Below are 25,681 nucleotides of genomic sequence, written 5' to 3'. Positions count from 1 at the left end.
CATTTTGATACTAAGGGATTGACGGGCGCGCAGCTGAGCAGTAAGATGCGCCCCGCATTCGGTGATTGGCGCAGCCTGGTAGCGCACTTCGTTCGGGACGAAGGGGTCGGAGGTTCGAATCCTCTATCACCGACCAAATTTAAAAAGCCCGCTCTTTGAGCGGGCTTTTTGCATTTGTGGCTTTTGTAGGCCTGATAAGCGAAGCGCCATCAGGCAAAACATTGCAGCGTTTTGGCATTGCCGGATGCGGCGCAAGCGCCTTATCCGGCCTACAGGTGAAGCGCCATCAGGCAAAACATTGCAGCGTTTTGGCATTGCCGGATGCGGCGCAAGCGCCTTATCCGGCCTACAGGTGAAGCGCCATCAGGCAAAACATTGCAGCGTTTTGGCATTGCCGGATGCGGCGCAAGCGCCTTATCCGGCCTACAGGTGAAGCGCCATCAGGCAAAACATTGCAGCGTTTTGGTATTGCCGGATGGCGGCGCAAGCGCTTTATCCGGCCTACAGGCGAAGCGCTGGCAGGGCGTATTTTTGTTTTTCCGACCCCATGTTTGACCTTCATTTTATCTGCAAAAATTGTGCACCACTTCCCACTGACTGTTAACGATTCTGTGACATATTCCATTGCCTTTTTTTATATTTGCTTGAAACTTTTTTTGCGCTACTTATGGCTGAAGCTGGCATTTTACGCTGTGCGCTTTAACGTTCATGGTATTAATCGCTCAGATATGCAGCATTAATTTAGAAAGTTTGAATAAATTGCATAAATGTTAATCACCAAATGTTGCGAAATATGAAGATGTTTATTCTGGCATAGTACGCGTAGCACAAATTTCCCTGCTGAAAATGTCCTTCCGCACTTTTTTTAATCTTTGTTTGTGAATTCTCACCGTTGGCGTAAATCACGGTGACCTGTATTGACGTTTTCACATTCTGTTGACAGATTGTAGGGTATGAGGGGCATTTCATGGAGAATCCGCACTGCAACTCAGTCGCTTATGTGAACGGAATCCCCATCCTCTTAACGCCGACCCGGCCGGGTAAAAAACAAAAAAGGCCAGGCGGTGCAAACCCACTGCAAAGGGTAAAACAACAAACATCACATTTGGAGCAGAAGAATGAGTATTTCCTTGAAGAAGTCAGGGATGCTGAAGCTTGGTCTGAGCCTGGTGGCTATGACCGTCGCAGCAAGCGTACAGGCTAAAACTCTGGTTTATTGTTCAGAAGGATCTCCTGAAGGCTTTAACCCGCAGCTTTTCACCTCTGGCACCACCTATGATGCCAGCTCCGTACCGATCTATAACCGCCTGGTTGAGTTCAAAACCGGTACGACTGAAGTGATCCCGGGCCTTGCTGAGAAGTGGGAAATCAGCGAAGACGGCAAAACCTACACCTTCCACCTGCGTCAGGGCGTGAAGTGGCAGGACAACAAAGAATTTAAACCGACGCGCGATTTTAACGCCGATGACGTGGTGTTCTCTTTCGATCGTCAAAAAAATGCCCAGAACCCGTACCATAAAGTCTCTGGCGGCAGCTATGAATACTTCGAAGGGATGGGTCTGCCGGATCTGATCTCCGAAGTGAAAAAAGTGGACGATAAAACCGTTCAATTCGTGCTGACTCGCCCGGAAGCGCCGTTCCTGGCTGACCTGGCGATGGACTTCGCTTCTATTCTTTCCAAAGAATATGCTGACAACATGCTGAAAGCCGGTTCTCCGGAGAAAGTGGATCTGAACCCAATTGGTACCGGTCCGTTCCAGCTGCAGCAGTACCAGAAAGACTCCCGTATTCTGTATAAAGCATTCGAAGGTTACTGGGGCACCAAGCCGCAGATCGACCGTCTGGTCTTCTCCATTACGCCTGACGCTTCCGTGCGTTACGCCAAACTGCAGAAAAACGAGTGCCAGGTGATGCCGTACCCGAACCCGGCAGACATCGCGCGCATGAAGCAGGATAAAAACATCAACCTGATGGAACAGGCGGGTCTGAACGTTGGCTACCTCTCTTTCAACACCGAGAAGAAACCGTTTGATGACGTGAAAGTCCGTCAGGCGCTGACCTACGCGGTAAACAAAGAAGCGATCATCAAAGCGGTTTATCAGGGCGCTGGCGTTGCCGCGAAAAACCTGATCCCGCCGACCATGTGGGGCTATAACGATGACGTTAAAGACTACACCTACGATCCTGAGAAGGCCAAAGCGCTGCTGAAGGAAGCTGGTCAGGACAAAGGCTTTACCGTTGAGCTGTGGGCTATGCCGGTACAGCGTCCATATAACCCGAACGCACGTCGTATGGCAGAAATGGTTCAGGCTGACTGGGCGAAAATTGGCGTTCAGGCCAAGATTGTGACCTACGAGTGGGGCGAGTATCTGAAACGCGCCAAAGCGGGTGAACATCAGGCGGTGATGATGGGCTGGACCGGCGACAACGGGGATCCGGACAACTTCTTCGCCACCTTGTTCAGCTGTGCGGCAGCGAAAGACGGTTCCAACTATTCTCGCTGGTGCTACAAGCCGTTTGAAGACCTGATCCAGCCGGCGCGTGCGACCGACGATCACAACAAACGTATTGAACTGTACAAGCAAGCTCAGGTTGTTATGCACGACCAGGCTCCGGCTCTGATTGTTGCTCACTCCACCGTGTACGAACCAGTGCGTAAAGAAGTGAAAGGCTATGTGGTTGATCCATTAGGCAAACACCACTTCGAAAACGTCTCTGTCGAATAATTAAAAGCAATTAAGGAAGCGCTGCGCCCCGGTGATGTGTAGGCCGGATAAGCGCAGCGCCCTCCGGCGTAATGCTTTACCCGCGATGCAGTTTGCGTGGGATAAGATTTGTGAGCAATACAGACTCACGGTTCCAGGCCGTGCGTCATTAGAGAGAATCCGGGTTATGTTGCAGTTCATTCTCCGACGTTTGGGACTCGTCATCCCCACGTTTATCGGTATCACTCTTCTCACCTTTGCCTTCGTCCATATGATCCCCGGCGATCCGGTTATGATCATGGCGGGTGAACGTGGGATCTCCCCTGAGCGTCATGCTCAACTGTTGGCTGAACTCGGTCTGGATAAGCCGATGTGGCAGCAGTACCTCCACTATATCTGGGGGGTTATGCATGGTGATTTAGGTATCTCACTGAAAAGCCGCTTACCGGTGTGGGAAGAGTTCGTACCTCGCTTCAAAGCAACGCTGGAACTCGGCGTCTGCGCGATGATTTTCGCCGTCGCAGTGGGTATCCCAGTGGGTGTACTTGCTGCCGTTAAGCGCGGCTCTATTTTCGATCATACCGCCGTTGGCCTGGCGCTGACCGGTTACTCCATGCCGATTTTCTGGTGGGGCATGATGCTGATCATGCTGGTTTCCGTGCAGTGGAACCTGACGCCAGTTTCTGGGCGGGTGAGCGACATGGTGTTCCTTGATGATTCCAATCCGCTAACCGGCTTTATGCTTATCGACACCGCCATCTGGGGTGAAGAGGGCAACTTTATTGATGCGTTGGCGCATATGATCCTGCCTGCGATGGTGCTGGGTACCATTCCTCTGGCGGTCATTGTGCGTATGACCCGTTCATCGATGCTGGAAGTGCTGGGTGAAGATTACATCCGTACCGCGCGCGCCAAAGGCCTGACCCGTATGCGCGTCATCATTATTCACGCTCTGCGTAACGCGATGCTGCCCGTGGTGACCGTTATCGGCCTGCAGGTTGGTACGTTGCTGGCCGGGGCGATCCTGACCGAGACCATCTTCTCGTGGCCGGGACTGGGGCGCTGGCTGATCGATGCGCTGCAACGCCGCGATTATCCGGTGGTGCAGGGCGGGGTGCTGCTGGTCGCGACGATGATTATCCTCGTCAACCTGCTGGTAGACCTGCTGTACGGCGTGGTGAACCCGCGTATTCGGCATAAGAAGTAAGGGGCCATCATGTCACAGGTTACTGAAAATAAAGTTATTGCTGCACCGGTGCCGATGACTCCGTTGCAGGAGTTCTGGCACTATTTTAAACGCAACAAAGGTGCGGTTGTTGGGCTGGTGTACGTTGTGGTGATGATCCTGATTGCGGTCTTTGCCAACGTCCTCGCACCCTACAACCCGGCAGACCAGTTCCGCGATACGCTGCTGGCTCCTCCCGCGTGGCAGGAAGGCGGTACCATGGCGCATCTGTTTGGTACTGATGATGTAGGCCGCGACGTGCTGTCCCGCCTGATGTACGGTGCGCGTCTGTCGCTGTTGGTCGGCTGTCTGGTGGTAGTTCTCTCCCTGCTGATGGGCGTGGTTCTTGGGCTGATCGCCGGTTACTTTGGCGGGATTGTCGATAACGTCATCATGCGTGTGGTCGATATCATGCTGGCATTGCCGAGCCTGTTGCTGGCGCTGGTGCTGGTGGCGGTATTTGGCCCCTCGATTGGCAACGCCGCGCTGGCGCTGACGTTCGTGGCATTGCCGCACTATGTCCGTCTGACGCGTGCCGCTGTGCTGGTGGAAGTTAACCGCGACTACGTCACTGCATCCCGCGTGGCGGGAGCCGGCGCGATGCGCCAGATGTTCGTCAACATTCTTCCTAACTGTCTTGCGCCGCTGATTGTTCAGGCGTCGCTTGGCTTCTCTAACGCCATTCTCGATATGGCTGCCCTCGGCTTCCTGGGGATGGGCGCACAGCCGCCTACGCCGGAATGGGGCACCATGCTCTCTGACGTTCTGCAGTTTGCCCAAAGCGCCTGGTGGGTTGTGACCTTCCCGGGGCTGGCGATCCTGTTGACGGTGCTGGCATTTAACCTGATGGGTGACGGTCTGCGTGACGCGCTCGATCCCAAACTGAAGCAGTAAGAGGTTCGAGATGGCGTTATTAAATGTAGATAAATTATCGGTGCATTTCGGCGACGTAGGTTCCGAATTCCGCGCCGTAGACCGCATTAGCTACAGTGTGAATCAGGGTGAAGTGGTTGGCATTGTAGGAGAGTCCGGCTCTGGTAAGTCCGTCAGTTCGCTGGCGATTATGGGACTGATTGACTACCCTGGCCGCGTTATGGCCGAAAATCTGGAGTTTAATGGTCGCGACCTGAAGCGCATTTCTGAGAAAGAGCGTCGCCAGTTAGTGGGCGCGGAAGTGGCGATGATCTTCCAAGACCCGATGACCAGCCTTAATCCCTGCTATACCGTCGGCTACCAGATTATGGAAGCCATCAAGGTGCACCAGGGCGGCAACAAAAAAACGCGTATTCAGCGGGCAATTGACCTGCTGACGCTGGTGGGGATCCCCGATCCGGCCTCGCGTCTGGATGTCTATCCGCACCAGTTGTCCGGTGGAATGAGCCAGCGCGTGATGATCGCGATGGCGATTGCCTGTCGTCCGAAACTGCTGATTGCCGACGAACCGACAACGGCGCTGGATGTGACTATTCAGGCGCAGATTATCGAGCTACTGCTGGAATTGCAGCAAAAAGAGAACATGGCGCTGGTCTTAATCACGCACGATCTGGCGCTGGTGGCTGAAGCGGCACACAAAATCATCGTGATGTACGCCGGTCAGGTGGTAGAAACCGGAGCCGCGCAGGATATTTTCCGCGCGCCGCGTCATCCTTACACCCAGGCGCTACTGCGCGCGCTGCCGGAGTTTGCTCAGGACAAAGCGCGTCTGGCCTCACTGCCGGGCGTGGTTCCCGGTAAATATGACCGCCCGAGCGGTTGTTTGCTGAACCCGCGCTGTCCCTATGCGACCGACAAATGCCGCGCTGAAGAACCTGAGCTGAACCTGCTGGAAGGCGGTCGTCAGTCGAAATGCCACTACCCACTTGATGATGCCGGGAGGCCTGGGCTATGAGTACGCAAAAGGCCGCTTTGCCACAGCCGCTGTTGCAGGCTATTGATCTGAAAAAACACTACCCGGTGAAAAAGGGCATGTTCGCCCCGGAGCGCCTGGTGAAAGCGCTGGACGGTGTCTCCTTTACCTTAGAGCGTGGTAAAACGCTGGCGGTGGTAGGCGAGTCGGGCTGTGGGAAATCCACCCTTGGCCGCCTGCTGACGATGATTGAAGTCCCGACCGGTGGTGAGCTGTATTACCAGGGGCAGGACCTGCTTAAGCACGACCCGCAGGCGCAAAAGCTGCGTCGGCAGAAAATCCAGATAGTGTTCCAGAACCCGTACGGTTCCCTGAACCCGCGTAAGAAAGTAGGACAAATTCTGGAAGAGCCGCTGCTGATCAACTCCACGCTCAGCAAAGAGGAGCGTCGTGAAAAAGCGTTGGCGATGATGGCGAAAGTGGGGCTGAAAACCGAGCACTACGACCGCTATCCGCATATGTTCTCCGGCGGTCAGCGTCAGCGTATTGCCATCGCTCGCGGTCTGATGCTTGACCCGGACGTGGTGATTGCCGATGAACCGGTCTCAGCGCTGGACGTTTCGGTGCGTGCGCAGGTGCTGAATCTGATGATGGATTTGCAGCAGGAACTGGGGCTGTCATACGTCTTTATCTCGCACGACCTGTCGGTTGTCGAGCACATTGCCGATGAAGTGATGGTGATGTATTTAGGCCGCTGTGTGGAGAAAGGGACGAAGGACCAAATCTTCAATAATCCGCGTCATCCGTACACGCAAGCGCTGCTCTCCGCAACACCGCGCCTGAACCCGGACGATCGCCGTGAGCGTATCAAGCTGACCGGTGAACTGCCAAGCCCGCTGAATCCGCCGCCGGGCTGTGCGTTCAACGCCCGCTGCCGTCGTCGCTTTGGTCCGTGTACCCAGCTTCAACCGCAGTTGAAAGATTACGGCGGTCAACTGGTGGCGTGTTTTGCCGTTGACCAGGATGAAAACCCACAGCAATAAACCTGGGTTATGACCCGATAACCGGAGCCTTGTGCTCCGGTTTTTTTATATTTTCTCTTTACGTCCACAATGTGAGTCCTTTGGCAGAACATTATTCCACAGCGTCTAGAATGTAGTCAGATTTCCTCTAGTCACAGAAATATCTATTTCGCAGTTGCTAACTACCAGGAGCAAATGTGGTCACGATACGCTGGGATATTAAAACAATTGATCGTCTGTCGATGGTTGAGGATGTCCTGAAGGAATTTTCCTGCTGTGATATCAATATCATCTCCATGAAAGTGACGCCTGGGCGGATCCTGATTAAATCCTGGTGCCGCCAGCTACAGGATATTTCCTGTGTGCAATCCTGTTTAAGCCAGCGCGCCGATATTATTAATGTTGCTTATCTCTGTGAGGAGATAAGCGAGCTGTCAACGCCGGAGCCGGAACGCCCGCGCTATTTCTCTGACATTATTTGCAGCAGCCAGAGCATGCACGCGCTTATCGAAAAAGCGATAAAAATTGCCGACAGCAAATATACCGTTCTGATCCGTGGCGATACGGGGACTGGTAAAGAGCTGCTGGCCCGGGCTATCCATAATTCCGGGCAGCGACGTTTTTATCCGTTTATTCCGGTCAACTGCTCTGCGCTACCTGAGTCGCTAATGGAGAGTGAATTCTTTGGCTATGAGAAAGGGGCTTTCAGCGGCGCGGATTGTAAAGGCAAAAAAGGGCTGTTTGAAATGGCCGATAAAGGAACCCTTTTTCTCGATGAGTTTGGCGAAATGTCGCTGAGCTTACAGGCTAAACTCCTGCGCGTGCTTCAGGATGGCGGGATTCGGCGCGTTGGCGGGGCACATATTATTCCGGTCAATGTGCGCATTATTGTGGCAACCAATGCCAATCTGGAAGAGATGGTGGAACAACGTCTGCTGCGCGCCGATCTCTATTACCGCATCAACGTGCTTTCACTGACCATCCCACCTTTGCGCGAGCGCCCACAGGATATCAGCCTGCTGATTCGCCACTTTGTGCAGAAATACGCGAAGGAATTCCAGCGGCGGATCATTTTGGATAAAGCCTGTTTTGATGCCCTGCACCATCACACCTGGCCGGGAAACGTGCGCGAACTGGAAAATACCATTATTCGCCTGATGCTGATGGCTGAATCCGATGTTATTACGCGGGAAGAATTAGGGATGGTGAATTTGCCTGCCGTTGAGCGGGGCGCGACAGAACGTCCTTTTAAAGAGCAGGTTCTGTGTGCTGAACGCCAGCTCATTGAACAGATGGTGGAAGATAATGTGTCGTCACGGCATATCGCCAAAGCGCTGGGCGTGTCGCACACCACGGTGCTGAATAAAATTCGCGGCTATCAGCTGGAGAGTGTGGGTTAAGCGCCGCCAGCGTCTGACGGCGCGATATACGTGGGTTATTCAATCAGCTTCAATAAGGGCGACAGGCACAGCAGAATTCCGTACAGCAGGATCAACCAGGTTTTCAGCCCGCGTAGTTTTTCCAGTTGCGTTACTTTATAGATCAGGAAGAACGGAATAATACACGACACAATCCCGTAAAGCGGACTACCTAGCTGGAAGAATACCAGTACCGATACGCGAAATGACACCCAAATGACCAGAGTGATAACAATAAAGGTGCAAATACCCAGCGTGAGTACTAACGGATTAATTTTCTCAACGTCAATGACGCGGCTCAGAACGTTGAGAATAATACCTTTGATCGCCTCGTGGAATCCCAGATAAATACCAAAGAATGCGGTTAATACGGCGAAGATATTTAATACTGTTGAGGTGATATGAATAATCTGCCCAGGAATGACCTGAGCCGCCAGTGCCAGTGCGGAAATATTTTGTTCGAAAGCCGAAACGGCCTCTTCATGGCTAATAGAAAAGGTAAAAGAGAAGGAGAAAAACAGAATGACAGCAATCAGAGTAATGTAACTGATGCGATGCGTACGGATTGCCATACGCGTAGCCAGCACCCGATCCGTCACCCGTTTGCGGTAGGCGATGTTCATTGGGTTCAACACCTGAATAAACACCGCTGAGAAGAAGCAGAACGGGATGGTTAGCAGTACATCACGAAAGAAGACAGATGCTTCAGGGAAGGCGCTGATATTAGCGAAGTTCCAGTGCGGAACCATCGCAAAACCAAATACGATGATGATACCTACTTTGACCACCACCATCGGGCCGGAGATTTTGAACAGCAGCTTTTCTCCCCCGGAAGCAATGGCGACCAGCACGGCAAAAATGGCCACTTTATAGATTATCGACTGCGAAAGATCGGCCTCGGTCAAGCCGAAGGTTTTGATATATGAGGCGCTGTCAAAAACCACGGATAAGGAATAAATAAATATGCCGTGAATAATCATCAGAAAATAGATGACGCCAAGAAATACGCCCCAGTTTTTTCCAAGGTAATGACTTATAATATCCGTATAGTCATTGCAGGTTTCGCTTTCTGATAATGTTTTTAAATAAATATCCTGCACAATATAAGTTGCCGGATAAGCAATAATAAAGGCAACGATAAATACCCAAATGCCTGTTAAGCCAATTTGTACCGGCATCAGTACCGTTCCGGCACCAATGGCCATGCCGATGCACAGTAATACCCAGCCAAAATCGTATTTCGTAAACGGTATTTTTTTTGAGAATGGTACGGCGGTTGCTGTATTGTTGCTTAATTGTAATGTGTTGTCCTGCATAGAACCCCCTGCCCAAAATACACGTTCTCCCCGAAAGAGGATCACGCGTATTGCCAGACTGTTGTGCCTTGATTCTCAACAACCTGAACCGAACGGCGTCGGTTCAGGCCATATTGGTCAGAATGTTGCCTTTCTGATGGCGTGTTCAAGGTCGTTAATAATATCTTCTGGATCTTCAAGACCCACAGAAAGACGGATAAGCCCGTCGGTAATACCTGCTTTAAGCCGTTCCTCAGGTGCAACGGGCGAATGTGTCATAGACGCTGGGTGCTGAATGAGGGTTTCGGTATCACCGAGACTGACCGCGAGGAGGCACAATTCTACAGAATTGATCATCCGCCTACCAGCCTCGAGGCCGCCGGCGATTTCGAAGCTGATAATTCCACCTGGCAGGCTCATTTGCCGCTGGCCCAGCTCATACTGCGGATGCGAAGTCAGGCCAGGATAATACACCCGAGTAATGGATGGATGCCCTTCGAGGAAGCGGGCGATTTTCAGCGCATTTTCACAGTGACGTTCCATACGAATGCCCAGCGTTTTAACGCCGCGCAGTGTTAACCACGCATTGAAAGGACTCATGCAGCCGCCGGTGATATCTTTCAGGCCTACAAACCGCGCCTGGTCGATAAACTCCTGCTTACCAACAATGATACCCCCAATCACATCCCCGTGACCGTTGATATATTTGGTGACGCTGTGAACCACAATATCCGCGCCCAGTTGCAAAGGCTGCTGACAGTACGGCGACATAAAGGTGTTATCCACCACCAGCAATGCGCCCTGTTGATGGGCGATACCAGCCACCGTTTCAATGTCGACCAGCGACAGCGTTGGGTTGGCGGGCGTTTCGATATACACAACTTTGGTTTCTGGTCGCATGGCGGCGCGGATTTCTTCAGGCTTTGCCGCGTCGACAAAGCTGACGTTAATCCCAAACTTCGGCATGCTGTGCGACAAAAACGCGTGGGTGCAGCCGTAAATCGCGCTGGCGGAAACGATATGGTCACCCTGCTGGCAAAGCGTCAACAGCGTTGTGGTGATAGCAGAAATACCGGACGCGGTTGCCAACCCGGCTTCACCTCTTTCCAGTACAGCCAGCTTTTTCTCCAGCGCATCGGTGGTGGGGTTACCCAAGCGGGTGTAAATGTACCCGGACTCTTCGAGCGCAAAGCGGGCGGCACCTTGTTCGGCGCTGTCAAAAACAAACGTTGAGGTCTGGAAAATAGGCGTACTAAGCGCGCCAGTTGAAGGGTCGGGTTGTTGCCCCGCGTGAACGATCTGGGTGTTGAATCCGTAAGTACGACAGTCAGACATGATATCTCCTTTAATTCGGAACAGAACAGCTCACAGTCAAATAGCAATCGCTGTGCCAGAAAATGAACTGATAGATATCAATGCGTTATGTTTTTGTCTGAACTAATGGTCGGCAGGAATGTTGCCAACTGGAAAGAATCTTTCCAGCGTGCTGGTGAGAAAATGGGTGAATTGCGAGGCGCTACGCAGAGCGCAATATTGCGCAGTGATATGGCAAGTGGGCTGCCGTAGAATCAGCGGCAAGCCGGGAATTCCCGGTGAGGCGCAATGTTGCGGGGGCTTGATCCCCGGCGGCATCGGTTGCTGGAAAGAGAAAACCCCCGCACGTTGTTCGGTATAAACCTGGCAACAAAACGGGGGCTGACTTGAACCTGAACAACTCAAGGATAGCCGTGAACAGTTGCCATTGCAACACAGGCGGCTATATGACGCTCGCACAGTTAGGCGTGGCCTTCTGGCACGATTTAGCGGCTCCAATCATCGCTGGCACCATTGCCAGCCTGATTGTGAGCTGGCTGCGTAACAGGAAGTAATGCGCTTTGTAGGCGTCTGCCTGCCGTGATGGCAACATGCGCCCGAACCAGGCCGCAGGGGGCGACCTTGCGGCCTTTTTCGGCTTAAATGCAGATAAATCTCGTCGCCAGGTGCCTATCCTGTCGCGATAATGCACGCTGGGAAGTTTTCAGATACCGCCTCTCTTAATACCGCTACGATCGGGTATACTCTGACGGCAGTTTCGTCTATCCGTGGAGAGTCAGTTTGCGTGTCAGTCGCTCGTTAACAATTAAGCAGATGGCAATGGTTGCGGCCGTTGTTATGGTGTTCGTTTTTATTTTTTGCACCGTTTTGTTGTTCCATCTGGTCCAGCAAAACCGCTATAACACGGCTACGCAACTGGAAAGTATCGCTCGCTCCGTCCGTGAGCCTCTGTCGGACACTATCCTGAAAGGGGATATTCCCGAAGCGGAAGCCATTTTAAAAAGTATTCGGCCAGCGGGCGTGGTAAGTCGCGCCGATGTGGTGCTGCCCAATCAGTTTCAGGCGTTGCGGATGAGCTTTATCCCTGAACGCCCCGTTCCTGTTACGGTGACTCGCCTGTTTGAGCTTCCGGTACAAATTTCGCTGCCGATCTATTCTCTTGAGCGTTCAGCTAATCCGCAGCCGCTGGCGTATCTGGTACTGCAGGCGGATTCGTACCGCATGTACAAATTCGTGATGAGTACGCTCTCGACGTTAGTGACCATTTACTTACTTTTGTCGTTAATATTGACCGTCGCCATCTCCTGGTGCATTAACCGCTTGATTGTGCACCCCTTACGTAAAATTGCTCGTGAGCTGAACGACATCCAACAGCAGGATCTGATTGGTTATCAACTGGCATTGCCGCGTCTACATCAGGATGATGAGATTGGTATGCTGGTGCGTAGCTACAATCTTAATCAGCAGTTGATTCAGCGACATAGCGAAGAGCAAAGCGACTTTGCAATGCGTTTCCCGGTTTCCGAACTGCCCAATAAGTCGTTTTTAATGGGGCTGCTGGAGCAGGTTGTTACCCGTCAGCAGACGACGGCGCTGATGATTGTCACCTGCGAAACCCTACGTGACACCGCGGGGGTGTTAACCGAAACTCAGCGGGAAATCCTGCTGCTTACGCTGGTCGAAAAACTCAAGTCGGTATTAGCCCCCAGGATGGTGCTTTCCCAGGTGAGTGGCTATGACTTCGCCATCATCGCCCATGGTGTAAAAGAACCCTGGCACGCTATTACTTTAGGTCAGCAAGTACTCACTATCGTTAACGAGCGATTACCTATTCAGGGTATTCAACTGCGTCCTACCTGCAACATTGGGGTGGCAATGTTCTATGGTGATTTGACCGCAGAACAGCTATACCGCCGCGCCCTCTCTGCCGTGTTAACCTCGCGCCATAAGGGTAAAAATCAGATTCAGTTCTTCGACCCGTTGCAGATGGAAGAGGCACAGCAGCGTTTGACGGAAGAGAACGATATTCTTACCGCGCTGGATAACCATCAGTTTGCGCTCTGGATGCAGCCGCAGGTGGAGATGTCCAGCGGTAAGGTATTGAGCGCTGAAGCATTATTGCGAATGCAGCAGCCGGACGGAAGCTGGGAGCTGCCCGAAGGGTTAATTGACAGGATTGAGTCCTGTGGTTTGATGGTGACGGTTGGTTACTGGGTGCTGGAAGAGACATGCCGCCAGCTGTCAGCGTGGCAGGAGCGTGGCGTGATGCTGCCGCTATCGGTGAATTTGTCCGCACTACAGCTGATGCACCCGAGTATGGTCTCGGACCTGCTGGAGTTGTTAAACCGCTATCGCATCAAGCCTGGCACGTTGATCCTGGAAGTGACTGAAAGTCGACATATCGATGATCCCCACGCCGCGGTGGCCATTTTGCGCCCATTGCGTAATGCGGGAGTACGTATCGCACTGGATGACTTTGGCATGGGGTATGCGGGCCTGCGACAGTTGCAGCACATGAAGTCGCTACCGGTGGATGTCCTCAAAATCGATAAGATGTTTGTCGACGGGGTACCTGAGGATTGCAGCATGATCTCCGCCATCATTCAGTTGGCCCACAGCCTCAATTTACAAATGATCGCCGAAGGTGTCGAAACCGAAGCGCAGCGTGAATGGTTATCACAAGCCGGGGTGGAGGTGGCACAAGGGTTCCTGTTCGCTCGACCTGTTCCAGTAAATATCTTCGAAGAATGTTATCTGGCGCCGGAAAGCGCTGATTACAAAAGTTAAAAAAGGGCTCGCTTGTGCGAGCCAGCTCAAAATTTTTAACATTTCTGTATCAATTATGATCCAGGTACATTTCTGTCAAGTTGTGTGGGTGTTACCTTAAGGCCGCAGGTTAAACAAAACCTTACAAGACCTGTGGTTTTTACTTTAAGGACACCCTATGAAAACCTCTATATTCAAAAGCCTTTACTTTCAGGTCCTGACAGCGATTGCCATAGGTATTCTCCTTGGCCATTTCTACCCTGAATTAGGCGCCCAAATGAAGCCGCTTGGTGATGCTTTCGTTAAGCTCATCAAAATGGTCATCGCACCTGTCATCTTCTGTACTGTCGTTACCGGCATTGCAGGCATGGAAAGTATGAAAGCCGTAGGCCGCACTGGCGCGGTTGCACTGCTCTATTTTGAAATTGTTAGTACCATTGCGCTGATCATCGGCCTCATCATCGTCAACGTGGTGCAACCGGGTGCCGGGATGAACGTCGATCCGGCGACACTGGATGCCAAAGCGGTTGCGATGTACGCCGAACAGGCAAAAGACCAGGGGATCGTAGGTTTCCTGATGGATATTATCCCGGCGAGTGTCATTGGCGCGTTTGCCAGCGGTAACATCCTGCAGGTATTGCTGTTTGCGGTAATGTTTGGTTTTGCGCTGCATCGTCTGGGCAGCAAGGGCCAGATGATTTTCAACGTGATTGAAAGTTTCTCGCAGGTTATTTTCGGCATCATTAATATGATCATGCGCCTGGCGCCGATCGGTGCTTTCGGTGCTATGGCCTTTACCATCGGTAAATATGGCGTCGGAACGCTGGTGCAACTGGGTCAGCTAATCATCTGCTTCTACATCACCTGTATTCTGTTTGTGGTGCTGGTGCTGGGTTCAATTGCCCGCGCAACTGGCTTCAGTATCTTTAAATTCATCCGCTATATCCGTGAAGAACTGTTGATCGTTCTGGGGACTTCTTCTTCCGAGTCCGCGCTGCCGCGTATGCTCGATAAGATGGAAAAACTGGGCTGTCGGAAGTCGGTTGTCGGATTGGTTATACCCACGGGCTACTCGTTTAACCTTGATGGGACATCAATCTATCTGACAATGGCGGCGGTGTTTATCGCTCAGGCAACCAACAGCCACATGGATATCTTCCATCAGATAACCCTGCTGGTGGTGCTTCTGCTCTCCTCAAAAGGTGCAGCGGGTGTGACCGGGAGTGGCTTTATTGTTCTGGCCGCGACTATCTCTGCGGTGGGTCACTTGCCGGTTGCTGGTCTGGCGCTGATTCTTGGTATTGACCGCTTCATGTCTGAAGCCCGTGCGCTGACCAACCTGATTGGTAACGGTGTTGCAACTGTTGTTGTGGCTAAATGGGTGAAAGAATTGGATACCAAAAAGCTGGATGACACGTTGAATAATCGTGCGCCGGATGGCAAAACGCACGATTTATCCTCTTAATCTCGTCACTTATGCCCGTAGTCCCTTCCAGGACTGCGGGCGTTTGCGCATAATTACCCCCTGTGCCTGAAACCGTCGATTCGGCGGCTCGGGATTTTTTCACTTCTTCCGTGACATTTTTATGTTCTCGCGGTCTAACACGAAGTGTTTTTAACGTCATATTCAGAGAGTCCTTTCGAGGGCTGTCTTTTTATTTCCAGGATAGTTGATCAGGGGTTCACATGCAGGGCACAAAAATTCGACTTTTAGCGGGCGGCTTGCTGATGATGGCCACTGCCGGCTATGTGCAGGCAGATGCGCTCCAGCCTGATCCAGCATGGCAACAGGGCACGCTGGCAAATGGTTTACAGTGGCAAGTGTTAGCCACTCCCCAGCGCCCGAGCGACCGTATTGAGGTTCGCCTGCTGGTTAATACCGGTTCACTCACCGAAAGTGCGCAACAGAGTGGTTTCAGCCATGCGATCCCGCGTATCGCGCTGACGCAAAGCGGTGGCCTCGATGCCTCGCAAGCCCGTTCACTGTGGCAGCAGGGGTTCGATCCCAAACGTCCCATGCCGCCGGTTATCGTTTCCTATGATTCCACGTTGTATAACCTCAGTCTGCCTAACAGCCGTAACGATCTACTGAAAGAGTCACTTTCTTATCTGGCGAATATCTCCGGTAAACTGAGCATTACCTCTGAAACGGTCAATCATGCGCTGAATAGCGAAGATATGGTTGCAACCTGGCCGTCAGATACCAAAGAAGGGTGGTGGCGTTACCGTCTGAAGGGATCGACCCTGCTGGGGCACGATCCCGCCGATCCGTTGAAAACGCCTGTAGATGCGACGAAAATTCAGTCTTTCTACCAGAAATGGTATACCCCGGACGCGATGACGCTGATCATCGTCGGTAACGTTGATGCACGCAGCGTAGCTGAGCAAATCAATAAAACCTTTGGCGAGTTAAAAGGAAAACGCGAAACGCCTGCACCGGTACCCACGCTCTCTCCGCTGCGAGCAGAAGCCGTGAGCATTATGACCGATGCGGTACGCCAGGATCGCCTGTCTATTATGTGGGATACGCCGTGGCAACCGATCCGTGAATCTGCCGCGTTATTACGTTACTGGCGCGCTGATTTAGCGCGTGAGGCGCTGTTCTGGCACATTCAGCAAGAGCTAACCAAAAACAATGCCAAAGACATTGGCCTCGGATTTGACTGCCGGGTGCTGTTCCTGCGCGCGCAGTGCGCGATTAACGTTGAGTCGCCGAACGATAAGCTGAACGCCAATCTGGGTACGGTTGCGCGTGAGCTGGCGAAAGTGCGTGATAAGGGACTGCCGGAAGAAGAGTTCAATGCGCTGGTAGCGCAAAAGAATCTGGAACTGCAGAAGCTGTTTGCCACCTATGGTCGTACCGATACCGATATTTTGATCAGCCAGCGTTTGCGCTCGCTGCAAAATCAGGTGGTGGATATTGCGCCTGAACAGTACCAGCGTTTACGCCAGAGCTTCCTCAACAGCCTGAGCGTTGAGATGCTGAATCAGGACCTGCGTCAGCAGCTATCGCAAGATATGGCGTTAATTCTGCTGCAGCCGAAGGGCGAACCTGAATTCAATATGAAGGATCTGCAGGCGACGTGGGATAGCATTATGGCGCCCGTTACTGCAGCGGCAACGTCTGTTGAAACGGATGAATCACACCCTGAAGTGACGGATATCCCGCCTGTACAGTAAAGGGTATCGTAACCTGTAGGCCGGGCAAGCGAAGCGCTCCCGGCTTACCCAGTGCCGGATGCGGCTTTAACGCCTTATCCGGCCTACAGGAACAATAAATTATTGCGGCATGGCGTCGCGGGGGATAATCGCCCCACGATGCTGAATGACGGTGCTTGCCGTCAGGTGGCCTCGTTTTGCGGCTTCGGCGGCATCGCCACCGGTCAGACGGACCGCCAGATACCCGGCGCTGAAGGAGTCTCCGGCCGCAGTGGTATCGATCACTTTCTCTTTCGGCAATTTAACGGCCGGAATGTCGATAAGTTCTTCGCCTGCAATGGAAACCAGGCAAGAGTCTGCGCCACGCTTCACAACCACTTCCTGTACGCCAGCCGCGTGAGTACGGGCAATTACCTCGGCAACGGGTTTTTCACCCCACAGTGCGTCTTCATCGTCCAGCGTCAGGAATGCGATATTGGTGCATTCCAGCATTTGCTGATACACCTGCTGGGTCTCTTCTTTACTGCTCCACAGGCGTGGACGGTAGTTATTGTCAAAAATGACTTTTCCACCGTTGGCACGGCATTCACGCAGCAATGACAGCAGCTTGTCACGACTTGCCGGGCTTAAAATCGCCAGGCTGATTCCGCTCAGATACAGATAGTCAAATGTCGCCAGCTCTTCGCAAATCGCGGTGGACTGTTCGCTCTCCAGCCAGAATTTTGCGGCGGCTTCATTACGCCAGTAATAGAAGGTGCGCTCGCCGGTGCTATCGGTCTCAATGTAATAGAGGCCCGGCAGGCGGTTTTCCATGCGCTGAGTTAATGAGGTATCGACGTTTTCGCCCTGCCAGGATTCCAGCATTTGTTGGCTAAAACTGTCGGTACCCAGTGCAGTCACATAGTGTACGGAAAGTGCCGCAGCATCGACCTGACGGGCGATATAAACGGATGTATTCAACGTGTCGCCACCGAATCCGCGCTGAACGTCAGCGCCTTTCTGTGACAGCTCAATCATGCATTCGCCAATCACGGCAATCTTTCTGGACATAGTCGTAACCTGCTCTGAAAAAAATTAGCGTTAGTGTGCGCTGTGGGTGTTAAGTGGTCAACTATATTAAAACATCGTTCCATTATTTTTTTGAGCCAGCACGTGTTCTGCGTTGTTTTTGCCGCTTAGTTTTTATTTTTGCGCACAGCTGAACGTAAAGTTCTTCCTCTGAGCGCCGATAACCTTTGACGAGTCCGGTCAGTCACACTCTTATTTACAGGACATCTCAGATGATAAAGCAGGTTACCCAGCAGCTCATTACGCCCGATGCGAGTATTGAAAGCTTGCTGGAAAGACGCTATTGGCTGCAGTGCGAGCGTGCTTACACCTACCAGCCAATTTACCAGACCAACGGACGGCTGATGGCCGTTGAACTGCTGACCGTCGTGAGCCATCCTGATAACCCTTCCCAACGTATTGCACCAGACCGCTATTTTGCTGAAGTGGCTGTACGGCATCGTGTTGATGTAGTGAAAGAGCAACTTCTGCAGCTTGAGCTGAAAGGGGGCTTTTTCAGAGCCAACAACCTGCTGGCTTCTGTGAACGTCGACGGACCAACGCTCATTGCGATGCGTCAGGATCCCGAAATCCTGAAAATCATTGAAGGCCTGCCGTGGCTGCGTTTTGAGCTGGTGGAACATATCCGCTTGCCGAAGGGGGCGTCGTTCGCCTCAATGTGCGAGTTCGGTCCGCTCTGGCTGGATGACTTTGGTACCGGAATGGCGAACTTCTCGGCGCTTAGTGAAGTGAGTTATGACTATATCAAAGTGGCGCGGGATCTGTTCGTCATGCTGCGCAAGACGCCGGAGGGACGTAATCTCTTCACACTACTATTACAGCTCATGAACCGCTATTGCCGCGGTGTCATTGTCGAAGGCGTTGAAACGCTGGAAGAGTGGCGTGATGTGCAAAACTCACCGGCTTTCGCGGCCCAAGGCTATTTTCTCTCTCGTCCAGTGCCCCTGGATACCCTCGAAGACGTAATTCTGTCACTTTGATGAGGGCGTAGCGCACCTCCTTTTCATCCTGCTGGACTATCTTTAGGACAGGCAAGGAAGGAAGTAAGGAGGTTAGACATGACGAGAACAGGTAAAATAACCACTTCAGTAATAGGGGTTTTCTTGTTGTTGATCGTCGTACTCATCATTGTGATTGCGACATTTGACTGGAACCGGCTCAAACCGACCATCAACCAGAAAGTCTCTACAGAACTCAACCGGCCCTTTGCTATACGGGGTGATCTGGGTGTGGTTTGGGAACGCCAGAAGCAGGAAACTGGCTGGCGTAGCTGGGTTCCGTGGCCGCATGTTCATGCTGAAGATATCATCCTCGGCAACCCGCCGGACATTCCCGACGTCACCATGGTGCATCTCCCGCGCGTTGAAGCTACGCTCGCCCCGCTGGCACTGCTGACAAAAACTGTCTGGCTCCCGTGGGTCAAGCTGGTCAAACCCGATGCGCGGCTGATCCGCCTGTCGGAGAAAAACAATAACTGGACCTTTAACTTAGCAGGGGATGAAAATCGCGATCCCAATGCGCCGCCATCCGCATGGTCTTTCCGGCTGGATAACATTCTGTTCGACCAGGGACGTATCGCCATTAACGATAAGGTGACGAAGTCGGAGATTGAGATCCTGGTCGATCCGCTGGGTAAACCGTTGCCCTTTAGCGAAGTGACCGGCGCAAAAGGTAAAGAGAGCAACGCCCGCGTCGAGGACTACGTGTTTGGGCTGAAAGCGCAAGGGCGATATAACGGCGAACCGCTAAGCGGTAGCGGAAAAATAGGCGGAATGCTTGCGCTGCGTGGCGAAGATACGCCTTTCCCGATTCAGGCTGATTTCCGTTCGGGCAATACGCGCGTAGCGTTTATCGGCACGATAAACGATCCGATGAACATGGGCGGGGCGGATCTGCGGCTTAAATTCTCGGGAGATTCGCTAGGGGATTTGTACGATTTGACCGGCGTACTGCTCCCGGATACGCCGCCGTTTGAAACCGACGGACGTCTGGTGGCGAAAATTGACCCGGAAAAATCCTCTGTTTTTGATTATCGCGATTTCAATGGCCGTATTGGCGACAGCGATATTCACGGAACGCTGGCCTACACCACCGGTAAGCCGCGACCCATGCTGAAGGGTGATGTGGAATCACGCCAGCTGAGGCTGGCCGATTTGGGGCCGCTGATCGGGGTGGATTCAGGTAAAGGGGCGGAACGGGCAAAACAATCTGAACAGCGCAAAGGTGTGAAGAGCGTTCAGCCTGTGGACAAGGTCTTGCCGTATGACCGTTTTGAAACCGATAAATGGAACGTGATGGACGCTGACGTGCGTTTCAAAGGACGGCGTATTGAGCATGGCAGTAGCCTGCCGATCAGCGATCTCTCCACTCATATCATCCTGAAAAATGCCGACCTGCGCCTGCAACCGCTGAAATTTGGTCTTGCGGGAGGCAGCATTGTCTCCAGCATCCATCTGGAAGGAGATAAAAAGCCGATGCGGGGGCAGGCGGATATTCAGGCGCGGCGGCTGAAGCTAAAAGCGCTGATGCCCGATGTGGAACTGATGCAGAAAACGCTCGGTGAAATGAACGGGGACGCCCGGTTTAGCGGAAGTGGAAACTCGGTAGCGGCGCTGCTGGGTAACAGCAATGGCAACCTGAAACTGCTGATGAATGACGGCTTGATCAGCCGGAATCTGATGGAAATTGTGGGCTTGAATCTGGGGAACTATCTTGTCGGGCAGATATTTGGTGATGACGAAGTGCGGGTGAACTGCGCGGCGGCGAATCTGGATATTGTTAACGGCGTGGCGCGTCCGCAGATTTTTGCTTTCGACACGGAAAACGCAGTCATTAATGTCACTGGTACGGCGAGCTTTGCGTCGGAGCAACTGGATTTAACCATCGATCCGGAGAGCAAAGGGATTCGTATTATTACTCTGCGTTCGCCGCTGTATGTTCGCGGCACCTTTAAGAATCCGCAGGCTGGCGTGAAGGCCGGACCGCTGATTGCGCGCGGTGCGGTTGCTGCCGCATTAGCCACGTTAGTCACTCCTGCGGCGGCCTTGTTGGCGCTGATTTCGCCGTCAGAGGGTGACGCGAATCAGTGCCGGACGATCCTGTCACAGATGAAGAAGTGATGTCTGGCCGGATGTTTATCCGGCCTGGATTTCATGCTCAACGTAGGCCGGATAAGGTGGTTACACCGCATCCGGCAAAAGAATCACAACGACTGATGGCGGGTTTCGTGGGTCAACAGCAGTGCAATCAGCGTTAACGCCGCCATCGATGCCAGATACGTACCGACAGCCGCCAGACCATAATTCGCCTGCAACCATGCGGCGATGTATGGGGCAACCGATGCGCCGAGAATTGACGAAACGTTGTACGAGAACGACGCCCCCGTATAGCGCACTTCGGTCGGGAACAGCTCCGGCAGCAGTGCGCCCATCGGGCCAAATGTCAGACCCATCAGGCTTAAGCCCAGCAACAGGAAGGCGAACACCAGCACCGGATTGCCAGAGCCGAGCAGCGGTTTAAAGGCAAACAGCGCAAACAGAATGATCAGCGTGGTGATGATAAGCATGCTCTTGCGGCGACCAAACGCATCGGCCAGCAGGCCCGCCACCGGTACCATGACGCCAAAACCAATGACCGCCATCATCAGCATCCACAACACTTCATTACGCGGCAGGCCAAGCCCTACAGGCGCTGCGGCGGTACTGAACGTCATCGAATAGACGGTCATGATATAGAACAGCGTATAGGTCGCCAGCATGATGAACGTGCCGAGGATCGTCACGCGAACATGTTTTGTCAGTAGAGTACCTAGCGGGATTTTCACCTGTTTTTTCGCCGCGGCTACTTTGGCGAAAACCGGGGATTCATGCAGCGAAACGCGGACGTACAGACCGATAATCACCAGCACCGCGGAGAAGATAAACGGTACGCGCCAGCCCCAGCTCATGAACTGTTCGTCGGTCAGCAGCCAGGAGAGCAGCAGAAAGGTACCGTTGGCGAAGAAGAAACCGATAGGCGCGCCCAGCTGCGGAAATGATCCGTACAGCGCGCGTTTGCGCGGTGGCGCGTTTTCCGTCGCCAGCAACGCTGCACCGCCCCATTCACCGCCCAGACCTAAACCCTGACCAAAACGCGCCAGAGCCAGCAGCAGCGGGGCGAAAATGCCGATAGTTTCATAGCCCGGCAGCAGGCCAATGACGACTGTCGAGATCCCCATTGTGAGTAGTGAAGCAACCAGCGTGACTTTACGGCCGACGCGATCGCCGAAATGTCCGAACACCGCGGAACCGATAGGTCGGGCCACAAAGGCGATAGCAAAAGTGGCGAGGGACTGTAGCGTAGCCGCGGTCGGATCCCCCTGCGGGAAGAATATATGGGGAAACACGATCACCGCGGCGGTGGCGTAAATATAGAAGTCGAAGAACTCAATGGCGGTGCCAATGAGCGAGGCGACGACAACTTTATTGCGCGAGTTGACCGGGGTGTGTTCCTGTTCGTTGTCGAGTGTTGTGGCTGTTGCTTGCATAATATTTTCTTATTTTTGGCCGAACGAAAGGTCATATTACGCACAGCAAAAGAGACATTTCAATCTGTAACAAACTTTGAGATTGGTCAAAAATAGAGCAAAAAGGGGATAATTTTTAGGCTTGAGATTTCACTTCCATGAAATGCTTCACACAATTTAAAACTTGGATGATAAAACTGGTTTCTGGTTAAATAAAAGTTACGAGTTGGATTTATATTCTGCAAACGGTGGCGGTTAAGGTGTCGTCACCTGCCGGGGGCGCTGCGCTTGCCCGGCCTACAACTAACCTCCCGTAGGCCAGATAAGCGTAGCGCCATCCGGCCAGTTAACAAAGATTAGCGGTGTGTTTTCCCCGGCATACGCGGGTCGTCTTTGTATTCCGCCGTGGCAATCCAGGCTGCGCAAAACAGGGTCAGACGAGCGAAGAAGTAGAAGAACGCCATCAGTCCAAGCACGGAACCAAATGCTGCGCCTGACGGCGACTGCACCAGTGATGGCAGCGTATACGTCATGATCATTTTGATGACTTCAAACCCCAGTGCCGCGATAAAGGTACCGCGGATGAGCGCTTTCTTACGCGGTCGGTGACGCGGTAGCCGCCAAAAAATCCAGAAGAACAGCAGGTAGTTGGCGAAAATAGAGATGGTCAGGCCGATCAGCCGCCAGGCGGGTTTCAGCCATTCGATACCGTCGAGATACAGCGCAGTGATAATCATCTGCTGGGCGGAACCGGCGATAGAGGTAATGGACAGAGTAACAATCAGCGCAACCAGTAAGCCAATCAAGGAAACAAAATCACGCAGATATTTGACCCAAATTTTTTCCTGATCCTGCGGCGTACGTTCCCAAACATCCCGCGACTGGGCACGAATCGCTTCGCGCAGGTTCCCCATCCAGTTAATTCCGGAATAGAGCGCGATGCCAAGCCCTACCAGACCTACAGTGGTACGTTGCTGAACGGCGGTATTGATGGTGTTTTTCAGCGTAGAAGCGAGCGTCGGATCGCTGACGTTCAGCAAAATCTTGCTGAAGATATCCTGCAACAGCGTAGGGTGCGAAGCGAGAATAAAACCCGCGGCGGCAAACGACACCATCAGGATTGGGATCATCGACAGAAACGAGAAGTAGGTAATGGCGGCACCAAACTGATTTCCCATACGATCGTTAAACCGCTCTGCGGCACGAATAAGATGGGCGATGATGGGCTGACGTTGAATTTTATCGGCGAAGGTCAGAGCCGTTTTCAGCGCCTGGTTCGCTTTAGCGTTTTTCTCCGGCTCGGCGGAGGCTGGTTTATGTTCTGGCGTAGGGTGTTTTGCGTCTTGTTCCTGCGTCATCCGATCGGTTGTCCTTATTTTGTTCACTCATGACATTATAGCCTGCTCAGGGGCGCATCCTGAAAAATGGACTAATCCACATAGTCTTTCATCACACCAGTCAGCCATTCCATAAACAGATGTACCCGGCGGGAGAGGTTGCGCCGATGCGGATAAAGCAAAGAGACTGGCATTGGCTCGGCGCGATATTGCGGCAACACTTCGACCAGCGTACCGGCGCGCAGGGCATCACGCACGCCAACGCGCGGCACCTGAATAATGCCCAGACCGGCAAGGCATGCCGCGTGATAGGTTTCGGTACTGTTTACCGTTAGCATGCCGCCGGTTTTAACCCATTGCGTGCCATTTTCTGTCGCCACTTCGAAACCTTGCGCACGCGTTCCCAAATTGACCGAGTAATGCACCACTGCATGCGAGGCAAGATCCTCCAGATTTTCCGGATAACCAAAGCGGGCGAGGTATTGCGGGCTGGCGCAGTTAATCTGCGTGAGTTTCCCCAGTGGGCGCGCAATCAGCCCTGAATCTTTCAGCGTACCCACGCGTACCACACAGTCGAAACCTTCGCGGATCAAATCCACCAGACGGTCGCTGCTGCTGAGTTCGAGTTCCAGGCCCGGATACTGATGCAAAAAGCTCGGTAAGCGGGGCATCACCAGGTTTCTTGCTACACCGACCGGCATATCAACGCGCAGCTTGCCGCTGATGCTGGACGGATCGTGATGGAACAGCCCATCCAGCTCATCCAGATTACTCAACAGATCTTTCGCGCGTTCGTAATAGATCATGCCGTCTTGCGTGAGCTGAACGCGGCGGGTGGTGCGGTGCAACAACTGCGTGCCCAGATGATTTTCCAGAGCCTGGATCTGGCGCGATACGCTACCTTTAGGAAGTCCGAGGGTGTCTGCGGCGCGCGAAAAGCTCTCCAGTTCTGCGACGCGGATGAACAACTGCATTGCGTGAATTTTATCCATTCTCATGCCCTATTGTTGTTCTAAATGAAACAGTAATGCGCAGTTAGCAGTATTTATTGTTCTTCTATCACCTAATAAGCTTTGTCTCAATCTTCACAACACCTGAAATGAGGTTTCTTATGACGCAACGTATCGCATTGGTGACTGGCGGCGGCCGCGGACTCGGTAAAAACGCGGCGCTGAAGCTGGCGAGTAAAGGAATCGGTATTATCCTGACGTGGAACAGCAATGAAAAAGAAGCGCAGCAGGTTGTGGGTGAAATACGCCAATCTGGCGGTAAAGCGGCGGCATTACCGTTAAATGTCGGCGATATTTCTACATTCCCTCAGTTTGTTCAACAGGTGCAGGGAACGTTACAAACGCAGTGGCAAAGTAACGCGTTTGATTATTTATTGAACAATGCCGGAATCGGCATCAACGCACCGTATCCGGCATTTACTGAAGCGCAATTTGACCAACTTTTGAACATCCATTTTAAGGGGCCCTTTTTCCTGACGCAGAGCCTGCTACCGCTGATAAATAAAGGTGGTCGCATCCTCAATGTCTCTACCGGGCTTGCCCGCTTTGCGCTACCGGGTTACAGCGCATACGCAGCCATGAAAGGTGCGATGGAAGTGCTAACCCGTTATCAGGCAAAAGAGCTGGGAGAGCGCGGCATAACGGCGAATATTATTGCGCCAGGCGCAATAGAAACGGATTTTAGCGGCGGAAATGTGCGGGATAATGCGCAATTGAATGCGTACATTGCATCGCAAACGGCGCTGGGACGCGTTGGTTTGCCTGATGATATTGGCGACGCCATTGCTGCGCTGCTCAGCGATGAACTGGCCTGGATGACGGCACAGCGTATCGAGGTATCCGGCGGAATGTTCCTGTAAACCCATAAGGTGCTTATTCAACAGGTCACGGCATGCGTTGAATAAGCACTTAATGCTAGATTGTATTTTGTAACAGATTTATCCATTGTCGTTGATATCTTATTTTTAGCTAAAAATATAAAATCATATTAATTAATATTCATTGTCTTATC

The 25,681-nt window shown here is 52.6% G+C and carries 22 protein-coding genes and 1 tRNA gene; 17 read left to right on the top strand and 6 right to left on the bottom strand.

Translation table 11 applies throughout. The annotated features are described in order from the left end of the window. The first annotated feature begins 59 nt into the window (after positions 1-59). The 10 genes from OGY37_RS20320 to OGY37_RS20275 all read left to right on the top strand — a co-directional run bounded on the left by OGY37_RS20320 (position 60) and on the right by OGY37_RS20275 (position 8,198). A tRNA-Pro gene (locus OGY37_RS20320) sits at positions 60-136 on the top strand. A gap of 40 nt (positions 137-176) precedes the next feature. After that, entirely contained in the window at positions 177-356 is a 180-nt protein-coding gene (locus OGY37_RS20315) for a hypothetical protein (RefSeq protein ID WP_286549356.1), read from the top strand. A 42-nt stretch (positions 357-398) separates the two neighbouring features. After that, positions 399-740, top strand: a complete 342-nt coding sequence (locus OGY37_RS20310) for a hypothetical protein (protein WP_286615396.1) — start codon at positions 399-401, stop codon at positions 738-740. A gap of 227 nt (positions 741-967) precedes the next feature. Then, a complete protein-coding gene (locus tag OGY37_RS20305) occupies positions 968-1,204 on the top strand; it encodes a hypothetical protein (RefSeq protein WP_162604169.1) in 237 nt (78 codons plus the stop codon). Then, positions 1,119-2,726, top strand: coding sequence for a dipeptide ABC transporter periplasmic-binding protein DppA (gene dppA, locus OGY37_RS20300; RefSeq protein WP_003827414.1), 1,608 nt, complete (start codon positions 1,119-1,121; stop codon positions 2,724-2,726). The genes OGY37_RS20305 and dppA overlap by 86 nt, the downstream gene beginning before the upstream one ends. A gap of 166 nt (positions 2,727-2,892) precedes the next feature. Next, positions 2,893-3,912 carry a dipeptide ABC transporter permease DppB gene (dppB, locus tag OGY37_RS20295; protein ID WP_003827415.1) on the top strand — a complete coding sequence of 340 codons (1,020 nt, stop codon included), beginning with the start codon at positions 2,893-2,895 and terminating at the stop codon, positions 3,910-3,912. A gap of 9 nt (positions 3,913-3,921) precedes the next feature. After that, a complete protein-coding gene (gene dppC, locus OGY37_RS20290; protein ID WP_003024315.1) occupies positions 3,922-4,824 on the top strand; it encodes a dipeptide ABC transporter permease DppC in 903 nt (300 codons plus the stop codon). 10 nt (positions 4,825-4,834) lie between these two features. Beyond that, positions 4,835-5,818 (top strand): dipeptide ABC transporter ATP-binding protein, encoded by a 984-nt coding sequence (dppD, locus tag OGY37_RS20285; RefSeq protein WP_003024317.1) that lies wholly within the window; start codon positions 4,835-4,837, stop codon positions 5,816-5,818. After that, a complete protein-coding gene (gene dppF / locus OGY37_RS20280; RefSeq protein ID WP_003827418.1) occupies positions 5,815-6,819 on the top strand; it encodes a dipeptide ABC transporter ATP-binding subunit DppF in 1,005 nt (334 codons plus the stop codon). Before dppD ends, dppF begins: the two co-directional genes overlap by 4 nt. A 176-nt stretch (positions 6,820-6,995) precedes the next feature. Next, positions 6,996-8,198, top strand: a complete 1,203-nt coding sequence (locus tag OGY37_RS20275) for a sigma-54 interaction domain-containing protein (protein ID WP_003827420.1) — start codon at positions 6,996-6,998, stop codon at positions 8,196-8,198. Between the two features lie 35 nt (positions 8,199-8,233). Here the strand turns inward: OGY37_RS20275 and OGY37_RS20270 are convergent, their stop codons facing one another. Continuing rightward, the gene (locus OGY37_RS20270; RefSeq protein WP_003827423.1) at positions 8,234-9,532 is read right to left on the bottom strand and encodes an aromatic amino acid transport family protein; all 1,299 of its coding nucleotides are present in this window, start codon (positions 9,530-9,532) and stop codon (positions 8,234-8,236) included. 117 nt (positions 9,533-9,649) lie between these two features. Next, a complete protein-coding gene (gene megL / locus OGY37_RS20265; protein ID WP_008786414.1) occupies positions 9,650-10,846 on the bottom strand; it encodes a methionine gamma-lyase in 1,197 nt (398 codons plus the stop codon). 425 nt (positions 10,847-11,271) lie between these two features. On the opposite strand from megL, the gene OGY37_RS20260 reads away from it, so the two are divergent. The 4 genes from OGY37_RS20260 to OGY37_RS20245 all read left to right on the top strand — a co-directional run bounded on the left by OGY37_RS20260 (position 11,272) and on the right by OGY37_RS20245 (position 16,771). Next, complete coding sequence (locus tag OGY37_RS20260) at positions 11,272-11,379, top strand: type I toxin-antitoxin system toxin Ldr family protein (RefSeq protein WP_003827426.1); 108 nt, start codon at positions 11,272-11,274, stop codon at positions 11,377-11,379. Between the two features lie 226 nt (positions 11,380-11,605). Continuing rightward, on the top strand, positions 11,606-13,612 hold the full coding sequence (hmsP, locus tag OGY37_RS20255; RefSeq protein ID WP_126317254.1) for a biofilm formation regulator HmsP: 2,007 nt from the start codon (positions 11,606-11,608) through the stop codon (positions 13,610-13,612). A gap of 157 nt (positions 13,613-13,769) precedes the next feature. Further along, complete coding sequence (dctA, locus tag OGY37_RS20250) at positions 13,770-15,056, top strand: C4-dicarboxylate transporter DctC (RefSeq protein WP_003827429.1); 1,287 nt, start codon at positions 13,770-13,772, stop codon at positions 15,054-15,056. 221 nt (positions 15,057-15,277) lie between these two features. Next, positions 15,278-16,771 (top strand): M16 family metallopeptidase, encoded by a 1,494-nt coding sequence (locus tag OGY37_RS20245; RefSeq protein WP_191235935.1) that lies wholly within the window; start codon positions 15,278-15,280, stop codon positions 16,769-16,771. A 99-nt stretch (positions 16,772-16,870) separates the two neighbouring features. Here the strand turns inward: OGY37_RS20245 and kdgK are convergent, their stop codons facing one another. Beyond that, positions 16,871-17,800, bottom strand: a complete 930-nt coding sequence (gene kdgK / locus OGY37_RS20240) for a 2-dehydro-3-deoxygluconokinase (RefSeq protein WP_286621688.1) — start codon at positions 17,798-17,800, stop codon at positions 16,871-16,873. A gap of 230 nt (positions 17,801-18,030) precedes the next feature. Here kdgK and pdeH point away from each other — a divergent pair, with 230 nt between their 5' ends. Together pdeH and OGY37_RS20230 are read left to right on the top strand one after the other, a co-directional pair. Next, complete coding sequence (gene pdeH, locus OGY37_RS20235; RefSeq protein WP_003827436.1) at positions 18,031-18,798, top strand: cyclic-guanylate-specific phosphodiesterase; 768 nt, start codon at positions 18,031-18,033, stop codon at positions 18,796-18,798. A gap of 78 nt (positions 18,799-18,876) precedes the next feature. After that, complete coding sequence (locus tag OGY37_RS20230) at positions 18,877-20,937, top strand: AsmA family protein (protein WP_286621687.1); 2,061 nt, start codon at positions 18,877-18,879, stop codon at positions 20,935-20,937. Between the two features lie 83 nt (positions 20,938-21,020). On the opposite strand, the gene OGY37_RS20225 is transcribed toward OGY37_RS20230, so the two are convergent. The 3 genes from OGY37_RS20225 to OGY37_RS20215 form a co-directional block, all read right to left on the bottom strand. Next, positions 21,021-22,343: an MFS transporter gene (locus OGY37_RS20225; RefSeq protein WP_003023312.1), complete on the bottom strand. Its 1,323-nt coding sequence runs from the start codon at positions 22,341-22,343 to the stop codon at positions 21,021-21,023. A gap of 335 nt (positions 22,344-22,678) precedes the next feature. Continuing rightward, positions 22,679-23,680 (bottom strand): inner membrane protein YhjD, encoded by a 1,002-nt coding sequence (gene yhjD / locus OGY37_RS20220; protein ID WP_148361348.1) that lies wholly within the window; start codon positions 23,678-23,680, stop codon positions 22,679-22,681. A gap of 71 nt (positions 23,681-23,751) precedes the next feature. Continuing rightward, complete coding sequence (locus tag OGY37_RS20215) at positions 23,752-24,651, bottom strand: LysR family transcriptional regulator (RefSeq protein ID WP_008786405.1); 900 nt, start codon at positions 24,649-24,651, stop codon at positions 23,752-23,754. 119 nt (positions 24,652-24,770) lie between these two features. Here OGY37_RS20215 and OGY37_RS20210 point away from each other — a divergent pair, with 119 nt between their 5' ends. Then, a complete protein-coding gene (locus OGY37_RS20210; protein ID WP_003827444.1) occupies positions 24,771-25,529 on the top strand; it encodes an SDR family NAD(P)-dependent oxidoreductase in 759 nt (252 codons plus the stop codon). Positions 25,530-25,681 lie beyond the last annotated feature (152 nt).

The sequence above is a fragment of the Citrobacter sp. Cpo030 genome, from assembly GCF_030333005.1.
Taxonomy (GTDB): domain Bacteria; phylum Pseudomonadota; class Gammaproteobacteria; order Enterobacterales; family Enterobacteriaceae; genus Citrobacter; species Citrobacter portucalensis.
The sequence above is the reverse complement of the archived record's forward strand: the minus strand, read 5'-3'. Positions and strand labels throughout refer to the sequence as shown.

What these genes read in the sequence shown, in the direction of transcription:
- OGY37_RS20310 (WP_286615396.1), top strand. Translation starts at nt 399, where the DNA reads ATGCGGCGCAAGCGCCTTATCCGGCCTACAGGTGAAGCGCCATCAGGC.
- OGY37_RS20305 (WP_162604169.1), top strand. Translation starts at nt 968, where the DNA reads ATGGAGAATCCGCACTGCAACTCAGTCGCTTATGTGAACGGAATCCCC.
- dppA (WP_003827414.1), top strand. Translation starts at nt 1,119, where the DNA reads ATGAGTATTTCCTTGAAGAAGTCAGGGATGCTGAAGCTTGGTCTGAGC.
- dppB (WP_003827415.1), top strand. Translation starts at nt 2,893, where the DNA reads ATGTTGCAGTTCATTCTCCGACGTTTGGGACTCGTCATCCCCACGTTT.
- dppC (WP_003024315.1), top strand. Translation starts at nt 3,922, where the DNA reads ATGTCACAGGTTACTGAAAATAAAGTTATTGCTGCACCGGTGCCGATG.
- dppD (WP_003024317.1), top strand. Translation starts at nt 4,835, where the DNA reads ATGGCGTTATTAAATGTAGATAAATTATCGGTGCATTTCGGCGACGTA.
- dppF (WP_003827418.1), top strand. Translation starts at nt 5,815, where the DNA reads ATGAGTACGCAAAAGGCCGCTTTGCCACAGCCGCTGTTGCAGGCTATT.
- OGY37_RS20270 (WP_003827423.1), bottom strand. Translation starts at nt 9,532, where the DNA reads ATGCAGGACAACACATTACAATTAAGCAACAATACAGCAACCGCCGTA.
- megL (WP_008786414.1), bottom strand. Translation starts at nt 10,846, where the DNA reads ATGTCTGACTGTCGTACTTACGGATTCAACACCCAGATCGTTCACGCG.
- OGY37_RS20260 (WP_003827426.1), top strand. Translation starts at nt 11,272, where the DNA reads ATGACGCTCGCACAGTTAGGCGTGGCCTTCTGGCACGATTTAGCGGCT.
- dctA (WP_003827429.1), top strand. Translation starts at nt 13,770, where the DNA reads ATGAAAACCTCTATATTCAAAAGCCTTTACTTTCAGGTCCTGACAGCG.
- OGY37_RS20245 (WP_191235935.1), top strand. Translation starts at nt 15,278, where the DNA reads ATGCAGGGCACAAAAATTCGACTTTTAGCGGGCGGCTTGCTGATGATG.
- kdgK (WP_286621688.1), bottom strand. Translation starts at nt 17,800, where the DNA reads ATGTCCAGAAAGATTGCCGTGATTGGCGAATGCATGATTGAGCTGTCA.
- pdeH (WP_003827436.1), top strand. Translation starts at nt 18,031, where the DNA reads ATGATAAAGCAGGTTACCCAGCAGCTCATTACGCCCGATGCGAGTATT.
- OGY37_RS20230 (WP_286621687.1), top strand. Translation starts at nt 18,877, where the DNA reads ATGACGAGAACAGGTAAAATAACCACTTCAGTAATAGGGGTTTTCTTG.
- OGY37_RS20225 (WP_003023312.1), bottom strand. Translation starts at nt 22,343, where the DNA reads ATGCAAGCAACAGCCACAACACTCGACAACGAACAGGAACACACCCCG.
- yhjD (WP_148361348.1), bottom strand. Translation starts at nt 23,680, where the DNA reads ATGACGCAGGAACAAGACGCAAAACACCCTACGCCAGAACATAAACCA.
- OGY37_RS20215 (WP_008786405.1), bottom strand. Translation starts at nt 24,651, where the DNA reads ATGGATAAAATTCACGCAATGCAGTTGTTCATCCGCGTCGCAGAACTG.
- OGY37_RS20210 (WP_003827444.1), top strand. Translation starts at nt 24,771, where the DNA reads ATGACGCAACGTATCGCATTGGTGACTGGCGGCGGCCGCGGACTCGGT.